Raw genomic sequence first — 14,340 nt, forward strand, 5'->3', positions numbered from 1 at the left:
CGGACCGCGCGCCTCGGTGCACCCGTCAGATGCCCAGGTACGGGGCGACGGTGGCGGCGGTCGTTGCGCACTGCAGGTAGTTCGTGGCGTGGTGGAAGCGGAACAGGCCGCTGACGACGGTGGTGTGGTCGAGGTCGACACCGTCGAAGAACCTGCTGAGCAGCGGCGGGACGGCCACCGGGTCGCCCGGATCGGCGATGTTGACCCATCGCGTCCGGCCGGGCAGGCCGGTTCCCCGAGGCAGGCCGGTTCCGCGCGGCGTCCGGCCCTCCGCCCTCGGCGCGGGTACGAGCCGATCGAAGACCACGCGGGGCAGCGCGAGCGGCGAGCCCAGGGTCAGGAACAGCTCGGGACGCAGTTCCGGGTGAGCGTGCAGGGCCTCGTAGGCGACGACCGAGCCCAGGGAGTGCGCGATGACGATCCGGGGCCGATGGCGGGCGAGCCGCCCGGCGACCTCCTCCCGCGCGGCACGCCGCTGCGGGGCGTCCTCGGCCCGCAGGTAGGCGGCGACCTCACCGCACCACATGCGGAGGAACACCCGTAGCGGTCCCTCCGCGAGGTCGAACCGGCGGGCCACCCACGACGACAACGCCCGCAGCGGCACCGCCGCGTGACCGTGAGCCGCTTCGTCGGGAGCCCCCAGTTCCCTCGCCCACTCCTCCAGCATCAGCTGGGCCAGCGGATCGTCCAGGACGTCGTCGCTCCCCGCTCCCTGGGCGGCCGGGCCGGGGGCCAGCTTGTCCGCGTAGTACGCGAAGTCGAGATCGATCCGGTCCGGGGCGACACCGAGACCGCTGCTCAGGTGCCGTGCCCACAGCGCGGCCTTCCGGGCGCGGAGCTCCTCGGTGCGGGCGCGGGACAGACCGGCACCGAAGCTGTTGCCGATGCCGTGAACGGCGACGATGCGAAGAGCCGGGGCACTGGTGCTGGTCAACGGGGTCTCCCTCCCAGGGGTGTGAGACGTGCTGCGCGTCCGAGGCCGAGTGCGACGACCTCGTTGCCGGCCCCGACGACGACCGTGCCGTGATCGGCGACGGCGACGGCTCCGCAGGCGTCGGGAAGGCGGAAGACGGCGCGGCAGGACCCGGTCCCGAGGTCCCAGACCCGTACGGTCGCGTCGTCGCTGCCGGTGACCGCGTACGTGCGCCCCTCCCACTCGGCGACCGCCACCGCCCGCACCCCGTCGGTGTGGCCGTCGAGCACGAGGACGCAGGCGCCGGCGGCGAGGTCCCACACGCGTGCCGACCCGTCCGCGCTGCCGGTGACCGCGTGGGGACGACCCGCCAGGTCCGTGACGGTGACCGCGTACACCGAGCGGGTGTGGCCGGTCAGGGTGCGGACGTGGGTGGGACGCTCGGGAGTGAGGTCCCAGATCCGGAGGTCGCGCCCGTAGCTGCCGGTGACGGCGTGCGGGCGGCCCTCCAGTGTGGCGACCGCGATCGCGTGGATTCCGTAGTCGCCCATGAGGGCGGTGCGGGGGTGGCCGTCGGTGGTGAGGTCCCACACCGCCACCAGACCCTCGCTCTCCTCCCGGCCCCAGGTGCCGAGCACCGCGTGCGGGCGGCCCGCCACCGTCGTCGACGTCGCCGCCGCCGAGAAGGCCCAGCCGGGGGTGAGGGTGCGGTCGGCGGCACCGGTGCCCAGGTCCAGCACGGGCGCCCGGTTGTCCTGGCAGCCGACGATCACATGTGGGCGGCCCCGCAGTTCCGTCACCGCGACCGAGGTCACCTTGCGGTCGGGGCCGGGCAGGGAGCGGACGCACGTGCCGGCGGCGAGGTCCCACACCCGCAGCGACCCGTCCCCTTCGTCGGCACCGGTGATGACGTGCGGGCGGCCGTCGAGGTCCGTCACCGCCATCGCCGTCACCTGAGCGGTGTGGCCGGGCAGGGCGCGGCTGGGAGTGCCGGAGGCCAGGTCCCAGATCCGCGTGTGCCCGCTCCAGTCCGTGGTGACGGCGTGCGGGTGGCCGTCCAGCTGGACGACCGCCACCCCGTGCACCTGCCTGGTGTGGCCGGTCAGGGTGCGGACGCACGCGCCCGTGGTCAGGTCCCAGATCCGCACCTGCCGGTCCCGGCCCGTGGTGACGGCGTGCGGGCGGCCGTCCAGGCGCACCACCTCCGTCCTGCGCACCCGGCCGGTGTGGCCGGTCAGGGTGCGGACGCACGCGCCGGTGCTCAGGTCCCAGATCTGCACCTGCCCGTCCCGGCCCGTGGTGACGGCGTGCGGCAGGCCGTCCAGTTCGGCCACCGCCACCGCGTCCAGCTCCTCGGACTGGCCTGCCAGGGGATTGGTCGAATCACCGGTGGCCATGTCCCACACCCGCACCTCCCTTCTTCCGATGCCGAGTTCGACGACGGCGTACAGGCGGTCCGCCAGGACCGCCATCGCGGCTGCCCTGCCCCAGTCGCCCGTCAGGACGTGGGTGCGGACACCGGTGGCGAGGTCCCAGATCCGAATCTGGCTCGGCCCCGGATCACGTTCACCGCCGGCGAGCAGGTGCGGGCGACCCTCCAGCCCCACCACCGCCACCGCCTCCACCCATCCGCCCTGCCCGGCCAGAGGGCGGGCGCGTCCACCCGTCACCAGGTCCCACACGTCCACCGATCTGCCGTTGCTGATGACCACGTGGGGATGCCCGTTCAGCTGCGCCACCGCCATCGACCGCGCACCGTCGGTGTGGGGCAGGGTCCGGACGAGGGCGCCGGTGGTGGCGTCCCACACCCGCACCGGCCCGAGGTCGCAGCCGGCGATCACATGCGGCCGGCCGTCCAGCTCCGCCACCACCGCCGCTGCCGTGTACGTCGCGTCGTCGTGGACCAGCAGGGTGCGGACCAGGGCCGGTGAGACCTGGCCACCGGTCGCCCACCGGACCTGCCAGTCGGCGTCACCCGGCAGGTCGGCCTGCAAGCGCGTGTGGGCGAAGCGGGCTGCGTCCAGGGCCAGGAGCTGGCGGCGGGCACCCGCCGGCAGCGCGTGGTGCACGCCCCAGGAAGCCCGGTACACGGCGGCGTCCAGCCGGGCCCGGTCGGACCGGGCGTGGCCCGCGGCATCGGCGACGGAGCGCGGGTCGGCGTGGACGAGGAATTCGGCGTCGCCGACAAGTCCGTCGAACTTCCCGGCTTCCAGGGCGTGTTGGGCGATGTGCCGCAGCAGGTACGGAACGGCCCGGTCCCATCGCGTGCGGCCCGCTCCGTCGCGGTCCACACAGTCCGTCAGCCGCTCGTACAGCCGCTCGGCGCGGGGGAGGAGGAGGCCCTGACCGGCCGGGCCGGGGCGGCGCTCCTCGCGGGCCGGCCGGTCCGTCGGGGTGTCCCGCAGCCATTCGGCGAGTCCCTCGTGGAAGAGCCGGTAGAGCGTGGTGCCGTCCTCGTCGACCTCCCGGCGCAGGTAGAAGCGCGCCTCGCCGTCCAGGAGCTCCTGCAACTGCTTCCAGGGAACCGGGCCGACGCCGGAGGCGGTGAAGGCCGTCGCCGCGTGGGCGAGGACGCTCTCGGGCATGCCGCGCCCGTGCGCGAAGGCCAGCGCGGTCAGCACCGGGCGCAGGAGGGGGCTGACGGCGCGCCGTCCCAGGTCGAGTTCGAGGAGGGCGGGCAGGCTGCGGGGCACGGCCCGGCCCAGGGCGGCCGCCTCCTCGGCGGTGGCTCGGGGATCCTCGCCGGCCAGCAGGTAGTGGACGTAGAGCCCGGCGGTCAGGAACTCGCCCCACTGGAGGGCGCCGTCGCTCCCCGGCCCGTCCCGGCGGCCGTCGGCGGGGCCGGTGAGGTGCTCGGCGACGGCCCGCGCGAGGGCGTTGCGGGCCGGGCGCCGGGTGCCCTCGGAGTACGGGCTGCCGTCGGTGGCCAGGAGCCGGTTGACGTAGTCGGTGAGGCCGCGGCGGACGGCGACCGGGCTGGCGGCGCTCAGGTCGGTGTGGCCGGCGCGGTCGCGGGCGAGGGCCTGCAGTGCCGAGAAACGGGGGTCGTCGCGCGTGCCGACCAGCAGCCGCAGCCGGCCTCCCCCTTCTGCCTGCGACCGCTGGACGAGGGGGAGCAGGACGGTTTCGGCGATCTCCTCGGGCCGGACGGCCTCGTCGAGAGCGTCGATGATCAGGGTGACCGGGGGGCCGTCGTCGGGCAGCATGCCCAGCAGCAGGTCCGCGGGGCTCGGGTCCAGGCCGCCCTGCCTCCCGCCGGGTGCGGCCGCGCCGGCCCGGCCGCCCAACCCGCGCAGCTGGCGGCCGAGGGAGTCGACGACCTGCCCACGGTCCAGACGGCGGGCGTGGACCACCGCGATCCGCCCGTTGCGCCCCGGAGCCCGCTCGCCCAGCCCGCGCCACAGCGGCGCGGTGGGCTCGCGCAGCAGCGGATGCGCGGCACAGACCAGGACGCCCAGCAGGGCGGACTTCCCCGCACCCGGTTTGCCGGTGACCACGCGCAGCACCGGTTCGGCAGCGGGATCGTCGAGCCAGGTGGACAGCTCGTCCAACTCCTCGTCGCGGCCCGAGAAGTAGCCCTTGTCCCAGCCCCGGCCGACGGGTTCGCCGCCGCCAGCACGTCGCATGAAGTGCTCGGGATCGACATCGGCCCAGTCCGTGAGGCGGGCGATCTCCGGCGGCAGCCCGGCGACCGGGCCGCCGGCGGGGTCGTAGGAAGGGTTGGGGAAGAACGGGAGGTGGGACAGGTCGGCGTGCGAGGGCACCAGGCTGGTGCCGACCCGCTGCTCCAGGCCGTCGGCCTCCCGCCACAGGCGGTCCACCGCGTGCCCGATCTCCCGCCAGACGGCGGGCGCGGGGATGTACCGGACGGAGGGGTCGAACCGGACCCGGCCGGAGGCGTACCCGTCCAGTACGCTCACCAGGGCTCGGCTCAGCCGGTAGTCGTACGCCCGGTCGGCGGGGTCGGTAGCGGCCAGGACCCACGCGCGCCGCTTCGTCGTGTCCATCCGCGCGTGCCACGACAGCACCGCGGCCTGACCGGCATGGCACACGTCCAGGACGAACAAGGTCACGGGCCGGTGCTCGTCCGGGTGGTCCTCGACCATGTCGATCCACTCGCCCACCGGAGGCCGGATGCGCCTGCCGTCACGATCGAGCAGGTACAGCTGTTCGCTGCCGCCACCGGCCAGCTCGCCGTGCCCGACGATGTGCACGACCAGCACGTCGACGTCCGCGTCCGCCAGCGACGAGTCGACCACCGCCGGGAAGTCCGCGTCCGGGCCGAGCGAACCTCCGCTCGGGTCGTGCGCCTCGACCGGCGTGTAGCCGAAACTCCGGAAGGCCTGCGCGACATTCGCGGCGTGCCGCGGGGCATCCTCAAGCGGATCGAGGCCCGGCCTCGGTGAGTCGCCGTCCTCGGTGCGCTCCAGGGGCAGGCCGACGGACAGCACCACGTGTCGCAACGCACCGCCCCCACCCCGTGACCCGCTCGCCACGACCCCGCCCCTGCCCCGTCCATTCGTGTTCCGCCGCTTGCCCGACGATAGACATTCCGGGCCCTTCCGGCCAGCACAACGGCCGCATCCGGACACCCGGGCCGACCCTCCGGATCGGGGGGAGCGCCGACCAGGCGCTTCGGCCTGGTGACACTGCGGGAGCACCGTACCGGGGCAGGTGCGGCCGCGAAGATACCGGTCACAGGCCGGCCTGAACTCGCGCGGGCGGGGTACTCGCGCCCTTGGCGGGGGGTCGGGCGAGTGACGCAGCCCGATCCACGCCGTCCGATCCGGTAGGGATCCACAGGGACGGGAGGTGAGCGCCGTGTCGAGCACGCGGCAGCAGCATGCCGGGTCCGCTCCGAGCGTGGACCGTCGGGGCCAGGAGCCGGTGGGTGAGCTGGTACAGCGGGCCTCGCAGCAGCTGACCGAGCTGGTGCGGGCCGAACTGCGCCTGGCGCAGGCGGAGATGAAGGAGAAGGGCAAGCGCTACGGCAAGGGCGGAGGCCTGCTCGGCGGCGCCGGCGTGGTCGGCTTCCTGATGGCGCAGGCGCTGGTCGCCACCGTGATCGCCGCCCTGGCGTTGGCGCTGCCGGTCTGGGCGGCCGGGCTGATCGTCACAGCGGTGCTGGGTGCGATCGCCGCGGTGATGGCCATGAGTGGAAAGAAGCAGGTCGACCGGGCCGGGACACCCGCGCCCGAGCTGGCCGTCGAGAACGTGAAGGCCGACGTGGCCGAGATCAAGGAGAGGGCACACCGATGACCCAGCCGCCTCACGACGAACCCATCGCCTCCAGCACGGAGGAACTGCGCGAACAGGCCGAGCGGACCCGGGCCCAACTCGGGGAGACGGTCCAGGCGCTGTCGGCCAGGACCGATGTCAGGGCGCGCGCCCAGGAGAAGGCGGCCGAGGTCAAGGAGCAGGCCGCCGCGAAGGCCGGCGAGCTGAAGGAGCAGGCCTCCCTCAAGGGCGGGGAACTGAAGGCGAAGGCCGCCGACCTGGCCCACCAGGCGCAGGACCGGCTGGCCGATCCGGTCAAGGACAGGGCCGCCCAGGTCGCGGAGCAGGCCCGGGCCATGGCCTCCGAGGTCGGTGACCTGTGGGAGGAGAAGGCGCCCGAGCCGGTGCGGGAGAAGACCGCCCGGGGGGCGCAGCTGGTCCGGGACAACCGCACGGTGGTGGTGGCGGCGGCAGCAGCGGGGCTGGCCCTCGTGGTGTGGCTGGCGTGCCGCCGCCGGAAGGGGTGAGCCGGGTGAAGGCATCGAAGGTCGCCTACAAGCCGGTCGGTCTTGCGCTCGGCGCCCTCAGCGGCCTGGCCGCGGGAGTGCTGTTCCAGCAGGCGTGGAAGGCGCTCGGTCACGACGACGAGGCCCCGGACGCCACCGACGAAGACCGTTCCTGGCGGGAGGTGCTGCTCGCGGCCACGCTCCAGGGCGCGATCTTCGCCGGGGTCAAGGCGGCCGTCGACCGCGCCGGCGCCACCGCCGTCCGCCGCTTGACCGGAACCTGGCCCGGCTGACGCGGACGAGTCGGCGGAAGGCCTGGTAGGACACGAACATCCGGCGAACTCGCGGGCCATGTTCGACGGAGCGGCCGACGCGGTGGACGCTCCGTCGAACGCGCCCGGAACTCGTCACCCTCCGGTCCGGTCAGGAACCGGTGATGGCGGGGACAGGTGGCGGATCGGCCGGGAGTGTGACGCCGGTGCACGGGTACTGCTGGGCGAACGCCTTCGCCAGCTTGAGCACGATCCGGGCGTCGGCCTGGCGCACCTCGGCGGGCGGCGGTGCGGGCGGGAAGCTGGGGTTGCCGGCTGCGCCGATGGAGATCCGGGCGTAGCCGGTGGCGGACTGCCCGGTGTAGGGGTCGCGGAAGCCGCAGGGGATGGCCAGGTCGAGTGAGTAGCCTTCGGCCGCTTGCCAGGCGGTGTTTCCGCTGCCGAAGGAGAGCGGCCGCACCGCGCCGCGGCTCGCGTCCAGCGCGCGGGCCTCGGTCAGCTGGCTCTCCGTGTGGAGCGCGATGGTGGGGCCGTTGCCCAGGTAGGTCGGTGCCGGGCCGCCGTGCCAGGCCAGCTCGCAGTGGTAGCCGGCACCGCCGGCCGACTGCGCCGGTTGCAGCGTGCGGGTGGTGGTCGCGGCGGTCAGGGTGCCGTTCCCGCCGCCCGCCAGGGGGCGGAGGTCGTCGGCGTCCAGCACTCCCCAGCAGGCCTGGGCGGGCAGGCGGGTGACGGGCTGCCAGGGCTGGCGGACCAGCAGTGTGACGCCGACGGCGACCAGCACCGCCGCCGCCGCGATGCCGGTCCGCGCCCGGAACCGCGCCCGGAACCGCGCCCGACCGGGCCGGAGCCCGGCGGACGCGCCGCTCACTTGCCCGCCTGGTGGTAGGAGCTGTCCACGGCCAGTCCGCTGTTGTAGGCCTGCTGGGCCTGGGTGGCGGCGTTCAGGGCGGTGTTCCCGTTCGGGTCGAGACCGGCGTTGCCGAGCGCCTGCTGGACCGCCTGACCGACCGCCTTGTGGCCCTGGTCGACGAGCGCGATGTTCGCGGTGACGCTGGTCTGGGTGCTGTCGTGCTGGTACTGCGTGCCGATGTTCGTGATCATGTTGCTGACCTGGTCGTTCGCGATGTCACCGAGGAGCGGGACCTTGCCGACCACGCTGCCGAGCGTCTGGCTGTAGATCGTCTTGGCGATGTCGGTGTTGCTGGAGATCGACTGGTTGTAGGCGGCGTCCGCCGCCCAACCGGCCTGCGAGACCGCGTTGGCGCGCGCGTTGCTGAGGATGCCGCTGACCGTGCCGGTCTGGGCGGCGACACGGTTGAGGTTGGCGCCGAGCTGGTCGGAGGTCTGCCCCGGCTGGTGCACCTGGGTCTCCAGCTGGGCGGCCAGGTAGCCGTTCTGGGCCTGCTGGAGGGTGCCGTAGGCGCCCGGGTCCCGGGCCAGGGTGTCCAGCAGGTGGTTGGCGTTGTCGGCGTTGAGGTTCGCCGGGGTGCCGAAGACGCTGAGCTGGTTGCCGACCGGCGCGTTGACGGCCTGGTTGACGTCGCCGATGTAGGAGGCGGTCATGTTCGCCACACTGCCGTTCATGCTGGAGAGCGGGCCCTGCAGCAGGCTCGGGTCCTTGCCGAAGGTGTTGACCACCTGGTTCATCACGTCGTCGGTGGCGGCGGTGTGCGGCGGCAGCGGGGTGCCGTTCGGCGCGTCCCACGGGACGCCTGTGGTGGCGGCCTGGAGCGCGTGGCCCAGCGCCGTCGGCTCGTAGGTGAGGGTCGCCTTGTAGTTGGGGTCCGTGACGCCGGTGTCGGACAGGATCGGGTTCTTGCTGCCGTCGGTGAGGAAGCCCAGGTAGCCGTTGGGCGCCGTGCGGCCGGTCGGGGCGCCGTCGGCGTTGTAGAGCGTCTCCGGGTTGTGGAAGAAGTCCGTCGCCGCCGCCGGGCTGTGTCCCAGCGCCTCCAGCACGCCCGTCATGGGGTTGAAGCCGGTGCCGTTGCCGAGGAAGTTGGTCTTCAGGACGCCGTTCGACACGGGCTGCGGTCCGGCCTGCCGCCACATGTCGGGGTTCTGCTGCGTCAGCTGGGTGACGTGTTCCGCGATCGGGTTCAGGAAGTGCGGGTCGTAGTTCCCGGTCTGCAGGATGCTGGCCAGGAACTGGTAGCCGTACGGCTGCAGGCTCAACGGCCCTGAGCTGACCACCTGGATCCGCTGGGCGCCCGCCGCGCGCAGCTGGGCCTCCCACTGGTCGGAGAGGTGCGGCTGGTTCCGGGTGTTGGTCGCGCTGGCCAGCGTGGTGCCCAGTTGTCCCTGTAGGTCCTTCAGGATGGCGAGGCGGGCCGGGTCCGGCGGCTGGGCCCGGCTGGACAGCACGGAGAGCTGGCCCCAGAACTTCAGCGTCTCCTGCGGGCCGAGGTCGTTGTAGAAGGCCGTGGCGAACGACGGGTCGTTGCCGTGCGCCTTCAGCAGCGCGTTCAGCTGGGCGAGCTGGGTGTTGGAGAGGTTGTTGCCCTGGGCGGCGAGGGCTGCCGCCTGGGCCGCCTCCTGCTCCGAGATCCCGCCGATCGGCGTGGCGTTGAACGACTGCTGGTCGGTGCCGGTGTCGGCCGCCAGCGCGGCCGCCGCGGCCTGGTCGGCCTCGGTGGCCTGCTGCAGTACGGAGGTGAGCCGGGCGCTGATCGCTTTCGCCGCCTCATCCATGGACTGCTGGTAGTCCTGGCGGATCCCGGCGTTGCGCGGGAGGTTCGCCGGGGTGCTCCAGGTGACCTGGCTGCCGTCGGCGGAGATGGTCAGGCCCTGGGTCTGCGCGTCCGTCTGGATCTGCCGCAGCGTGTTCTGGAAGGAGACGAACTGGTCATGGGCGGAGCGCAGCGCCTTGGCGAGCGCGCTGGTCTCCTCGAAGGCCGCGTCGATCTGGGTGCGCGCCTGGTTGAGCCGGCCCGCGGCGGCCTGCGAGGCGGGACCGGACCAACCGCTGGCGGCCAGTGGGGTGACCACCCCGCTCTGGAAGTCGGATTCGTACTCCCACCTGCGGACCAGTTGCTCGACGTCGGTGGCGGCCGTGTCCAGCGCCGACAGGTTGGTGTTGGCGAGCTCGTCGTACGTGACCATGGCGGTTTTCCGCTTCCCCGTTCCCCGTTGGTCTTTCGCGTGCTGATGCCGTGCTGATGCCGTGTGCCGTGCCGTGCCGAACCGGTGCCGTGCCGTGTCAGCTTCCAGAGGCCCGGAAATGACCCCGGTTGGCGTTCTCGGTGCCGGTGTAGCCGTTGGCGTTGTCCTGCAGGCTCTGCCCGATGTTGATCAGGTTCCCGCCGAGGGTGAGGAACTGCAGCTCCCAGGTCTGGTGCGCCGTGGTGATCGCACCGCCGATCGCCCAGCCGGTCATCGCCGTCGCCGCGGCGAACATGGCGTTGCCGGCCGGGTTCTGGCAGTCGGCGGTCATCTTGCTGCCCAGCTGGGAGGCGTTCTGCCCGGCGGTCCGCAACGCCTCGGGGTGCACCACCAGTTGCTGCCCGCTCGCACCGGCGGGCGCCGTCGCGCTCCCGCCGGTGGTGATCGGGGCCGGCGTGCCGGCGAGGTCCGGGAACTGCTTCAGCGCCTCGGGCGTGAGATTCCCGGAGCTGTCGTACATCCACGGATTCAGCTCGCGGTTGAGATCCCGGTCGGCCATGGTCTCGCTCTCCCCCTGCCGGACACCGGGGTCCTGCGAGAACCCGTCACCGGTGCCCGTCCTGTGGACACGGGACGATACCTCGCCCGACGGCACAGCCACAGCCCCTGGGACGTAAGGGAATTCCGGAGGTTCGGGGTGCGACTCCCGACGTCGGCGGCGGGCCGTCGGCCCCGTCCCTTCTCCTCCCACCGCTCGTCGTCCGAGAACCTTCGCCGTCCCACCGAGAACCAGGGCGAAGGCCCGGGTGCGGCACTACGATCAACTTCGTGTGCCGAACACCGGTACGACACGTGAACACAGCAGGGGGGAACCACGATGAAGCGGGCGAAGACGCGGGCGCTCACCGCAGCGGCCGGAATGCTCGGGGTGACGCTGGCGTTCGCCGGGACGGCATCGGCGCAACCGGCCGATCCGGCACCGGCCTCGGACGAGCCCTTCGGTCATCCGGGGACCGGCCAGATCCTGCCGCCGGCCCCGGACGAGGACACCATGTTCTCGATTCCCGACTGGGTCGGGAACGGCAGCGCGGTGACGGCGTCGGTGACCGAGACGCTGCCGATCGCGGTCACCGTCGGCTGTCAGGGCGGCGGTTCGGTGCAGGTGCACGTCGGCGGTCTGGCGCCGGCCGACTTCACGGTGCAGTGCCCGGTGGACTCCGTCGGCGTCGGGTCGGTGGACATCCCCGCCCGCCCCGGCCGGGACTTCCAGTTCACCGTGCACACCTCGGACCCGTCTATCCACTGGGGCATCAACGCCCTCCAGGTCCGCCCTGCCCACTGATCCGGCCCCCGGGCCCCGCTCGGCCCCGGACGCTCGGGGCCGGTGACGGCCGCACCCGACGCGCCCGGCCCGACGCGCCTGGCCGGGCGCGCAGTTCGCGATCGGCGGTGACCACCACGCGGGCCCGCGCCGGATCCTTGGCGCGGGCCCGCGGACCGGCTCCCGCAGGTGCTCGCGTCCGTGCCGCACTTGCCGGCTCGCCCGCACCCGGCGCCGGGGGCAAGGGGCCCGCCTGGTTCGCCGCCGGGAAGATGGCCCTGACGGCGCATCGGCTGTCTGGTGGGGTTCTTGTTGGCGGACGCGGGAACGGGGTAGAGATCGCACAGCCCCTGCGACAGATCGCGTGGGCGGAGGAGACGAGGAACCGTGGCAGAAGACCGTTTCAGTGACACCATCGCCCAGCTGGAGGCGGAACTTCCCGGCATCGAGGCGCGACGGCGGCGCCTGGAGGACGAGCTGACCGCCGCCGTGGCCCGTGAGAACGCCGTACGCGGCGCCATCCAGAGCCTGCAGGCCCTGGCCGGACTGCCGGCCTCGCAGGACACCGCACCGGTGGGCAGTGTCCGGGCGCAGGCGGACGCCATCGTCGGCGACCAGCTGCAGCAGATCGAGGCCGAAGTCGGGGCGGCGCCGGACCGAGGCGGGGAGCAGGCCGAGAAGACCACCACGGCCACGGACGCGGCCACGAAGACGGCGAAGAAGGCCACCGCCAAGAAGGCGGCGCCCGCCAAGAAGGCGGCCTCCGCGAAGAAGGCGTCGCCCGCGAAGAAGACCACGGCGAAGAAGACCACCGACGGCGCGCGGCGGCGCACCCCGGCGAAGAAGACGGCCGCAGCCCCGGGCACCGAGCCGGTGCGGACCGGCGCCGCACCGGCCACCGGGGAGAGCGAGAAGGCCGCGCCCGCGCCCGGGCGGCGAACGACGGGTTCCACCTCCGAAAACGTGCTGGCCGTGCTGGCCGACGCCCAGGGACCGCTGCGCGCCCGGGAAGTGACCGCCCGGCTGGGGATCGAGGAGTCGGCGGACAAGGTGAACGCCGTGCGCACCGCGCTGGAGCGCCTGGCCAAGGCCGGCCGGGCGCAGCGCTCGGGCCGTGGCCTGTACGCGAAGCTGGACCGCTGACCCGCGGGCCCAGCCCTGCCGACGGCCGGCTCGCGAATCCAGGATGCCGGGAGGCCGCCACCTGTGGGTGGCGGCCTCGTGGTACCGGCGCCCCTTCAGCATCACCTTCGGCGGGTGGAATTCCTCCGACACCGCTCTGACGGGTCAGGGGTCGTGGCGGCGTATGCCGTCGAGGAAAAGTGCTACGTGCCTGCGCCAGTCGCCGGTTCCCGTCATGTTGGCCATGGCGCCACGGGTGATGAGGACGAAGTCACCTGGGTGGAAGTCGGCACGCAGGCGACCGGCGTCCACGGCGCGCCGCACGATGCGTTCGGTGATCGCCGAGAACTCCGTCTTCTCGGCGGCGATGTCGCGCCAGCGTGGCTCCTCCGGGCCGAGGAGTGCGAAACGGAACGCGGCGTCGGCCTCAACCGATTCCAGGTAGCCGTAGAGCAGCGTCTCGAACGCCGTCCAGGGATCCCCGGCCTCGTCGGCGGCGCGGGCGAGGGCCGTCATCGCCTCGAACCGGCGGCCGATGATGGCCGCCAGCAGCGCCTGCTTGTCGACGAAGTGCCGGTACAGGGTGCCGACGCCCAGACCGGCGAGCTCGGCGATCTCGTCCATCTGTACGGCGTCGCCCCGCTGGGCGAAGAGCGCGCCGGCGGCGTCGAGGACGGCCTCGCGGTTACGCCGGGCGTCGGCGCGCAGCGGACGTTCGGGTGCGGTCATGGTCATCCCACTCTAGTTGACGATGCGAGGAGGCCGGATCTACATTCGGAACCGGAGTTCAGGTTCAGGTTACGGAGGAATCGATGATCGTCGTCACCACCCCGACCGGGCAGATCGGCAGCCGGCTGGTCCGCCGGTTGCTCGGCCAGGACCGGGAAGTCCGGGTCATCGTCCGGGACGCCTCGCGCCTGGACGACTCCGTCCGTGAGCAGGTCGAGACCGTCGTCGGCTCCCACGACGATCCGGCCGTGCTCGACCAGGCACTGCCCGGGGCCGAAGCGCTGTTCTGGCTCGTCCCGCCGAACCCGCAGGCACCGAGCGCCCAGGCGCACTACGTCCACTTCGCACGCGTGGGCGCCGCCGCCGTCGCCCGTCACGGCGTCGGCCACGTCGTCGGGGTCTCCAGCGCCGGCCACGACTGGCCGGTCCCGGCCGGCGTCCTGTCGGCGGCCTTCGCGATGGACGCCGAACTGAGCGCGTCCGGTGCGGCGTACCGGGCGCTGTCCATGCCCTTCTACATGGAGAACCTCCTGCGACAGCTCGACGCCATCTGCGGTCAGGGCGCCTTCTCCCTGACCTGCGCGGGCGACCGGCCGCTGGCCTCGATCGCCACGCGGGACATCGCCGACACCGCCGCCGGCCTCCTCGCCCACCCGTCCTGGACCGGACAGGAGAACCTGCCGGTGTTCGGCCCCGACCGGCTGACCCCCGACGACATGGCCGAAGTGATCAGCCAGGAACTCGGGCGCCCGGTCGCCTACCGCCGCATGGGCGTCGACGACTACGCCTCGCTGCTGCGTTCCCAGGGCGCCGGCGACCAGGCCGTCAAGGACCTGACCGAGGCTTTCGCCGCGCAGGACCAGGGCATCTACGACGCGGACTGGGCGACGGCCAAGCCCACACGGACGGACTTCCGCACCTGGTGCAGGGACGTCCTCAAGCCGGCCGCGGACGCCCACACCTCATGACCCGACCAGGACCCGGACCGGCGCAGCGCCGCACGCGCTGCGCCCACGGTCGGTCATAGCCGGTCATAAGCGCGACATCGGGCTGGTCACTGCCGCGTCGTGACCGGTCCAGCGCAGCCACACCGAGCCGCGCACCAGTCGGGAGGCGAGGACCGGGCGGCCAAGGTCCCGGCCGGCCGTCCCGTAGCGGCGG

12 protein-coding genes are annotated in these 14,340 nt (G+C 73.2%); 6 read left to right on the forward strand and 6 right to left on the reverse strand.

What is annotated here, in order from left to right; genetic code table 11:
* Positions 1–25: 25 nt before the first annotated feature.
* Both ACZ6Z8_RS11630 and ACZ6Z8_RS11635 read right to left on the reverse strand, forming a co-directional pair.
* Positions 26–934 carry a hypothetical protein gene (locus tag ACZ6Z8_RS11630; RefSeq protein ID WP_465608575.1) on the reverse strand — a complete coding sequence of 303 codons (909 nt, stop codon included), beginning with the start codon at positions 932–934 and terminating at the stop codon, positions 26–28.
* Positions 931–5,367 carry a hypothetical protein gene (locus tag ACZ6Z8_RS11635; protein ID WP_465608577.1) on the reverse strand — a complete coding sequence of 1,479 codons (4,437 nt, stop codon included), beginning with the start codon at positions 5,365–5,367 and terminating at the stop codon, positions 931–933. Before ACZ6Z8_RS11635 ends, ACZ6Z8_RS11630 begins: the two co-directional genes overlap by 4 nt.
* A gap of 433 nt (positions 5,368–5,800) precedes the next feature.
* Here ACZ6Z8_RS11635 and ACZ6Z8_RS11640 point away from each other — a divergent pair, with 433 nt between their 5' ends.
* From ACZ6Z8_RS11640 to ACZ6Z8_RS11650, 3 genes are read left to right on the forward strand one after another with little or no spacing between them, the layout of a single operon-like run.
* Positions 5,801–6,172 (forward strand): phage holin family protein, encoded by a 372-nt coding sequence (locus ACZ6Z8_RS11640; protein WP_465608579.1) that lies wholly within the window; start codon positions 5,801–5,803, stop codon positions 6,170–6,172.
* Complete coding sequence (locus ACZ6Z8_RS11645) at positions 6,169–6,657, forward strand: DUF3618 domain-containing protein (RefSeq protein WP_465608581.1); 489 nt, start codon at positions 6,169–6,171, stop codon at positions 6,655–6,657. The genes ACZ6Z8_RS11640 and ACZ6Z8_RS11645 overlap by 4 nt, the downstream gene beginning before the upstream one ends.
* A gap of 5 nt (positions 6,658–6,662) precedes the next feature.
* Positions 6,663–6,929: a DUF4235 domain-containing protein gene (locus ACZ6Z8_RS11650; protein ID WP_465608583.1), complete on the forward strand. Its 267-nt coding sequence runs from the start codon at positions 6,663–6,665 to the stop codon at positions 6,927–6,929.
* Between the two features lie 130 nt (positions 6,930–7,059).
* On the opposite strand, the gene ACZ6Z8_RS11655 is transcribed toward ACZ6Z8_RS11650, so the two are convergent.
* The 3 genes from ACZ6Z8_RS11655 to ACZ6Z8_RS11665 form a co-directional block, all read right to left on the reverse strand.
* Positions 7,060–7,776: a hypothetical protein gene (locus ACZ6Z8_RS11655; RefSeq protein WP_465608585.1), complete on the reverse strand. Its 717-nt coding sequence runs from the start codon at positions 7,774–7,776 to the stop codon at positions 7,060–7,062.
* Positions 7,773–10,007, reverse strand: coding sequence for a hypothetical protein (locus ACZ6Z8_RS11660; RefSeq protein ID WP_465608587.1), 2,235 nt, complete (start codon positions 10,005–10,007; stop codon positions 7,773–7,775). The genes ACZ6Z8_RS11655 and ACZ6Z8_RS11660 overlap by 4 nt, the downstream gene beginning before the upstream one ends.
* Positions 10,008–10,104: 97 nt before the next feature.
* On the reverse strand, positions 10,105–10,566 hold the full coding sequence (locus ACZ6Z8_RS11665) for a hypothetical protein (RefSeq protein ID WP_465608589.1): 462 nt from the start codon (positions 10,564–10,566) through the stop codon (positions 10,105–10,107).
* A 318-nt stretch (positions 10,567–10,884) separates the two neighbouring features.
* Between ACZ6Z8_RS11665 and ACZ6Z8_RS11670 the strand changes: the two genes are divergently transcribed.
* Together ACZ6Z8_RS11670 and ACZ6Z8_RS11675 are read left to right on the forward strand one after the other, a co-directional pair.
* The gene (locus ACZ6Z8_RS11670) at positions 10,885–11,349 is read left to right on the forward strand and encodes a hypothetical protein (protein WP_465608591.1); all 465 of its coding nucleotides are present in this window, start codon (positions 10,885–10,887) and stop codon (positions 11,347–11,349) included.
* Positions 11,350–11,715: 366 nt separating this feature from the next.
* The gene (locus tag ACZ6Z8_RS11675) at positions 11,716–12,471 is read left to right on the forward strand and encodes a hypothetical protein (protein ID WP_465608593.1); all 756 of its coding nucleotides are present in this window, start codon (positions 11,716–11,718) and stop codon (positions 12,469–12,471) included.
* A gap of 144 nt (positions 12,472–12,615) precedes the next feature.
* Here ACZ6Z8_RS11675 and ACZ6Z8_RS11680 read toward each other — a convergent pair whose 3' ends face one another.
* Positions 12,616–13,179, reverse strand: a complete 564-nt coding sequence (locus ACZ6Z8_RS11680) for a TetR/AcrR family transcriptional regulator (RefSeq protein ID WP_465608595.1) — start codon at positions 13,177–13,179, stop codon at positions 12,616–12,618.
* 83 nt (positions 13,180–13,262) lie between these two features.
* Between ACZ6Z8_RS11680 and ACZ6Z8_RS11685 the strand changes: the two genes are divergently transcribed.
* Positions 13,263–14,147 carry an NAD(P)H-binding protein gene (locus ACZ6Z8_RS11685; RefSeq protein ID WP_465608597.1) on the forward strand — a complete coding sequence of 295 codons (885 nt, stop codon included), beginning with the start codon at positions 13,263–13,265 and terminating at the stop codon, positions 14,145–14,147.
* The last annotated feature ends 193 nt before the right edge of the window (positions 14,148–14,340 follow it).

The organism is Kitasatospora sp. NPDC101108 (assembly GCF_055584725.1).

Coding starts and splice junctions, on each gene's coding strand:
- ACZ6Z8_RS11645 (WP_465608581.1), top strand. CDS start 6,169: ATGACCCAGCCGCCTCACGACGAACCCATCGCCTCCAGCACGGAGGAA.
- ACZ6Z8_RS11685 (WP_465608597.1), top strand. CDS start 13,263: ATGATCGTCGTCACCACCCCGACCGGGCAGATCGGCAGCCGGCTGGTC.
- ACZ6Z8_RS11665 (WP_465608589.1), bottom strand. CDS start 10,566: ATGGCCGACCGGGATCTCAACCGCGAGCTGAATCCGTGGATGTACGAC.
- ACZ6Z8_RS11670 (WP_465608591.1), top strand. CDS start 10,885: ATGAAGCGGGCGAAGACGCGGGCGCTCACCGCAGCGGCCGGAATGCTC.
- ACZ6Z8_RS11680 (WP_465608595.1), bottom strand. CDS start 13,179: ATGACCGCACCCGAACGTCCGCTGCGCGCCGACGCCCGGCGTAACCGC.
- ACZ6Z8_RS11660 (WP_465608587.1), bottom strand. CDS start 10,007: ATGGTCACGTACGACGAGCTCGCCAACACCAACCTGTCGGCGCTGGAC.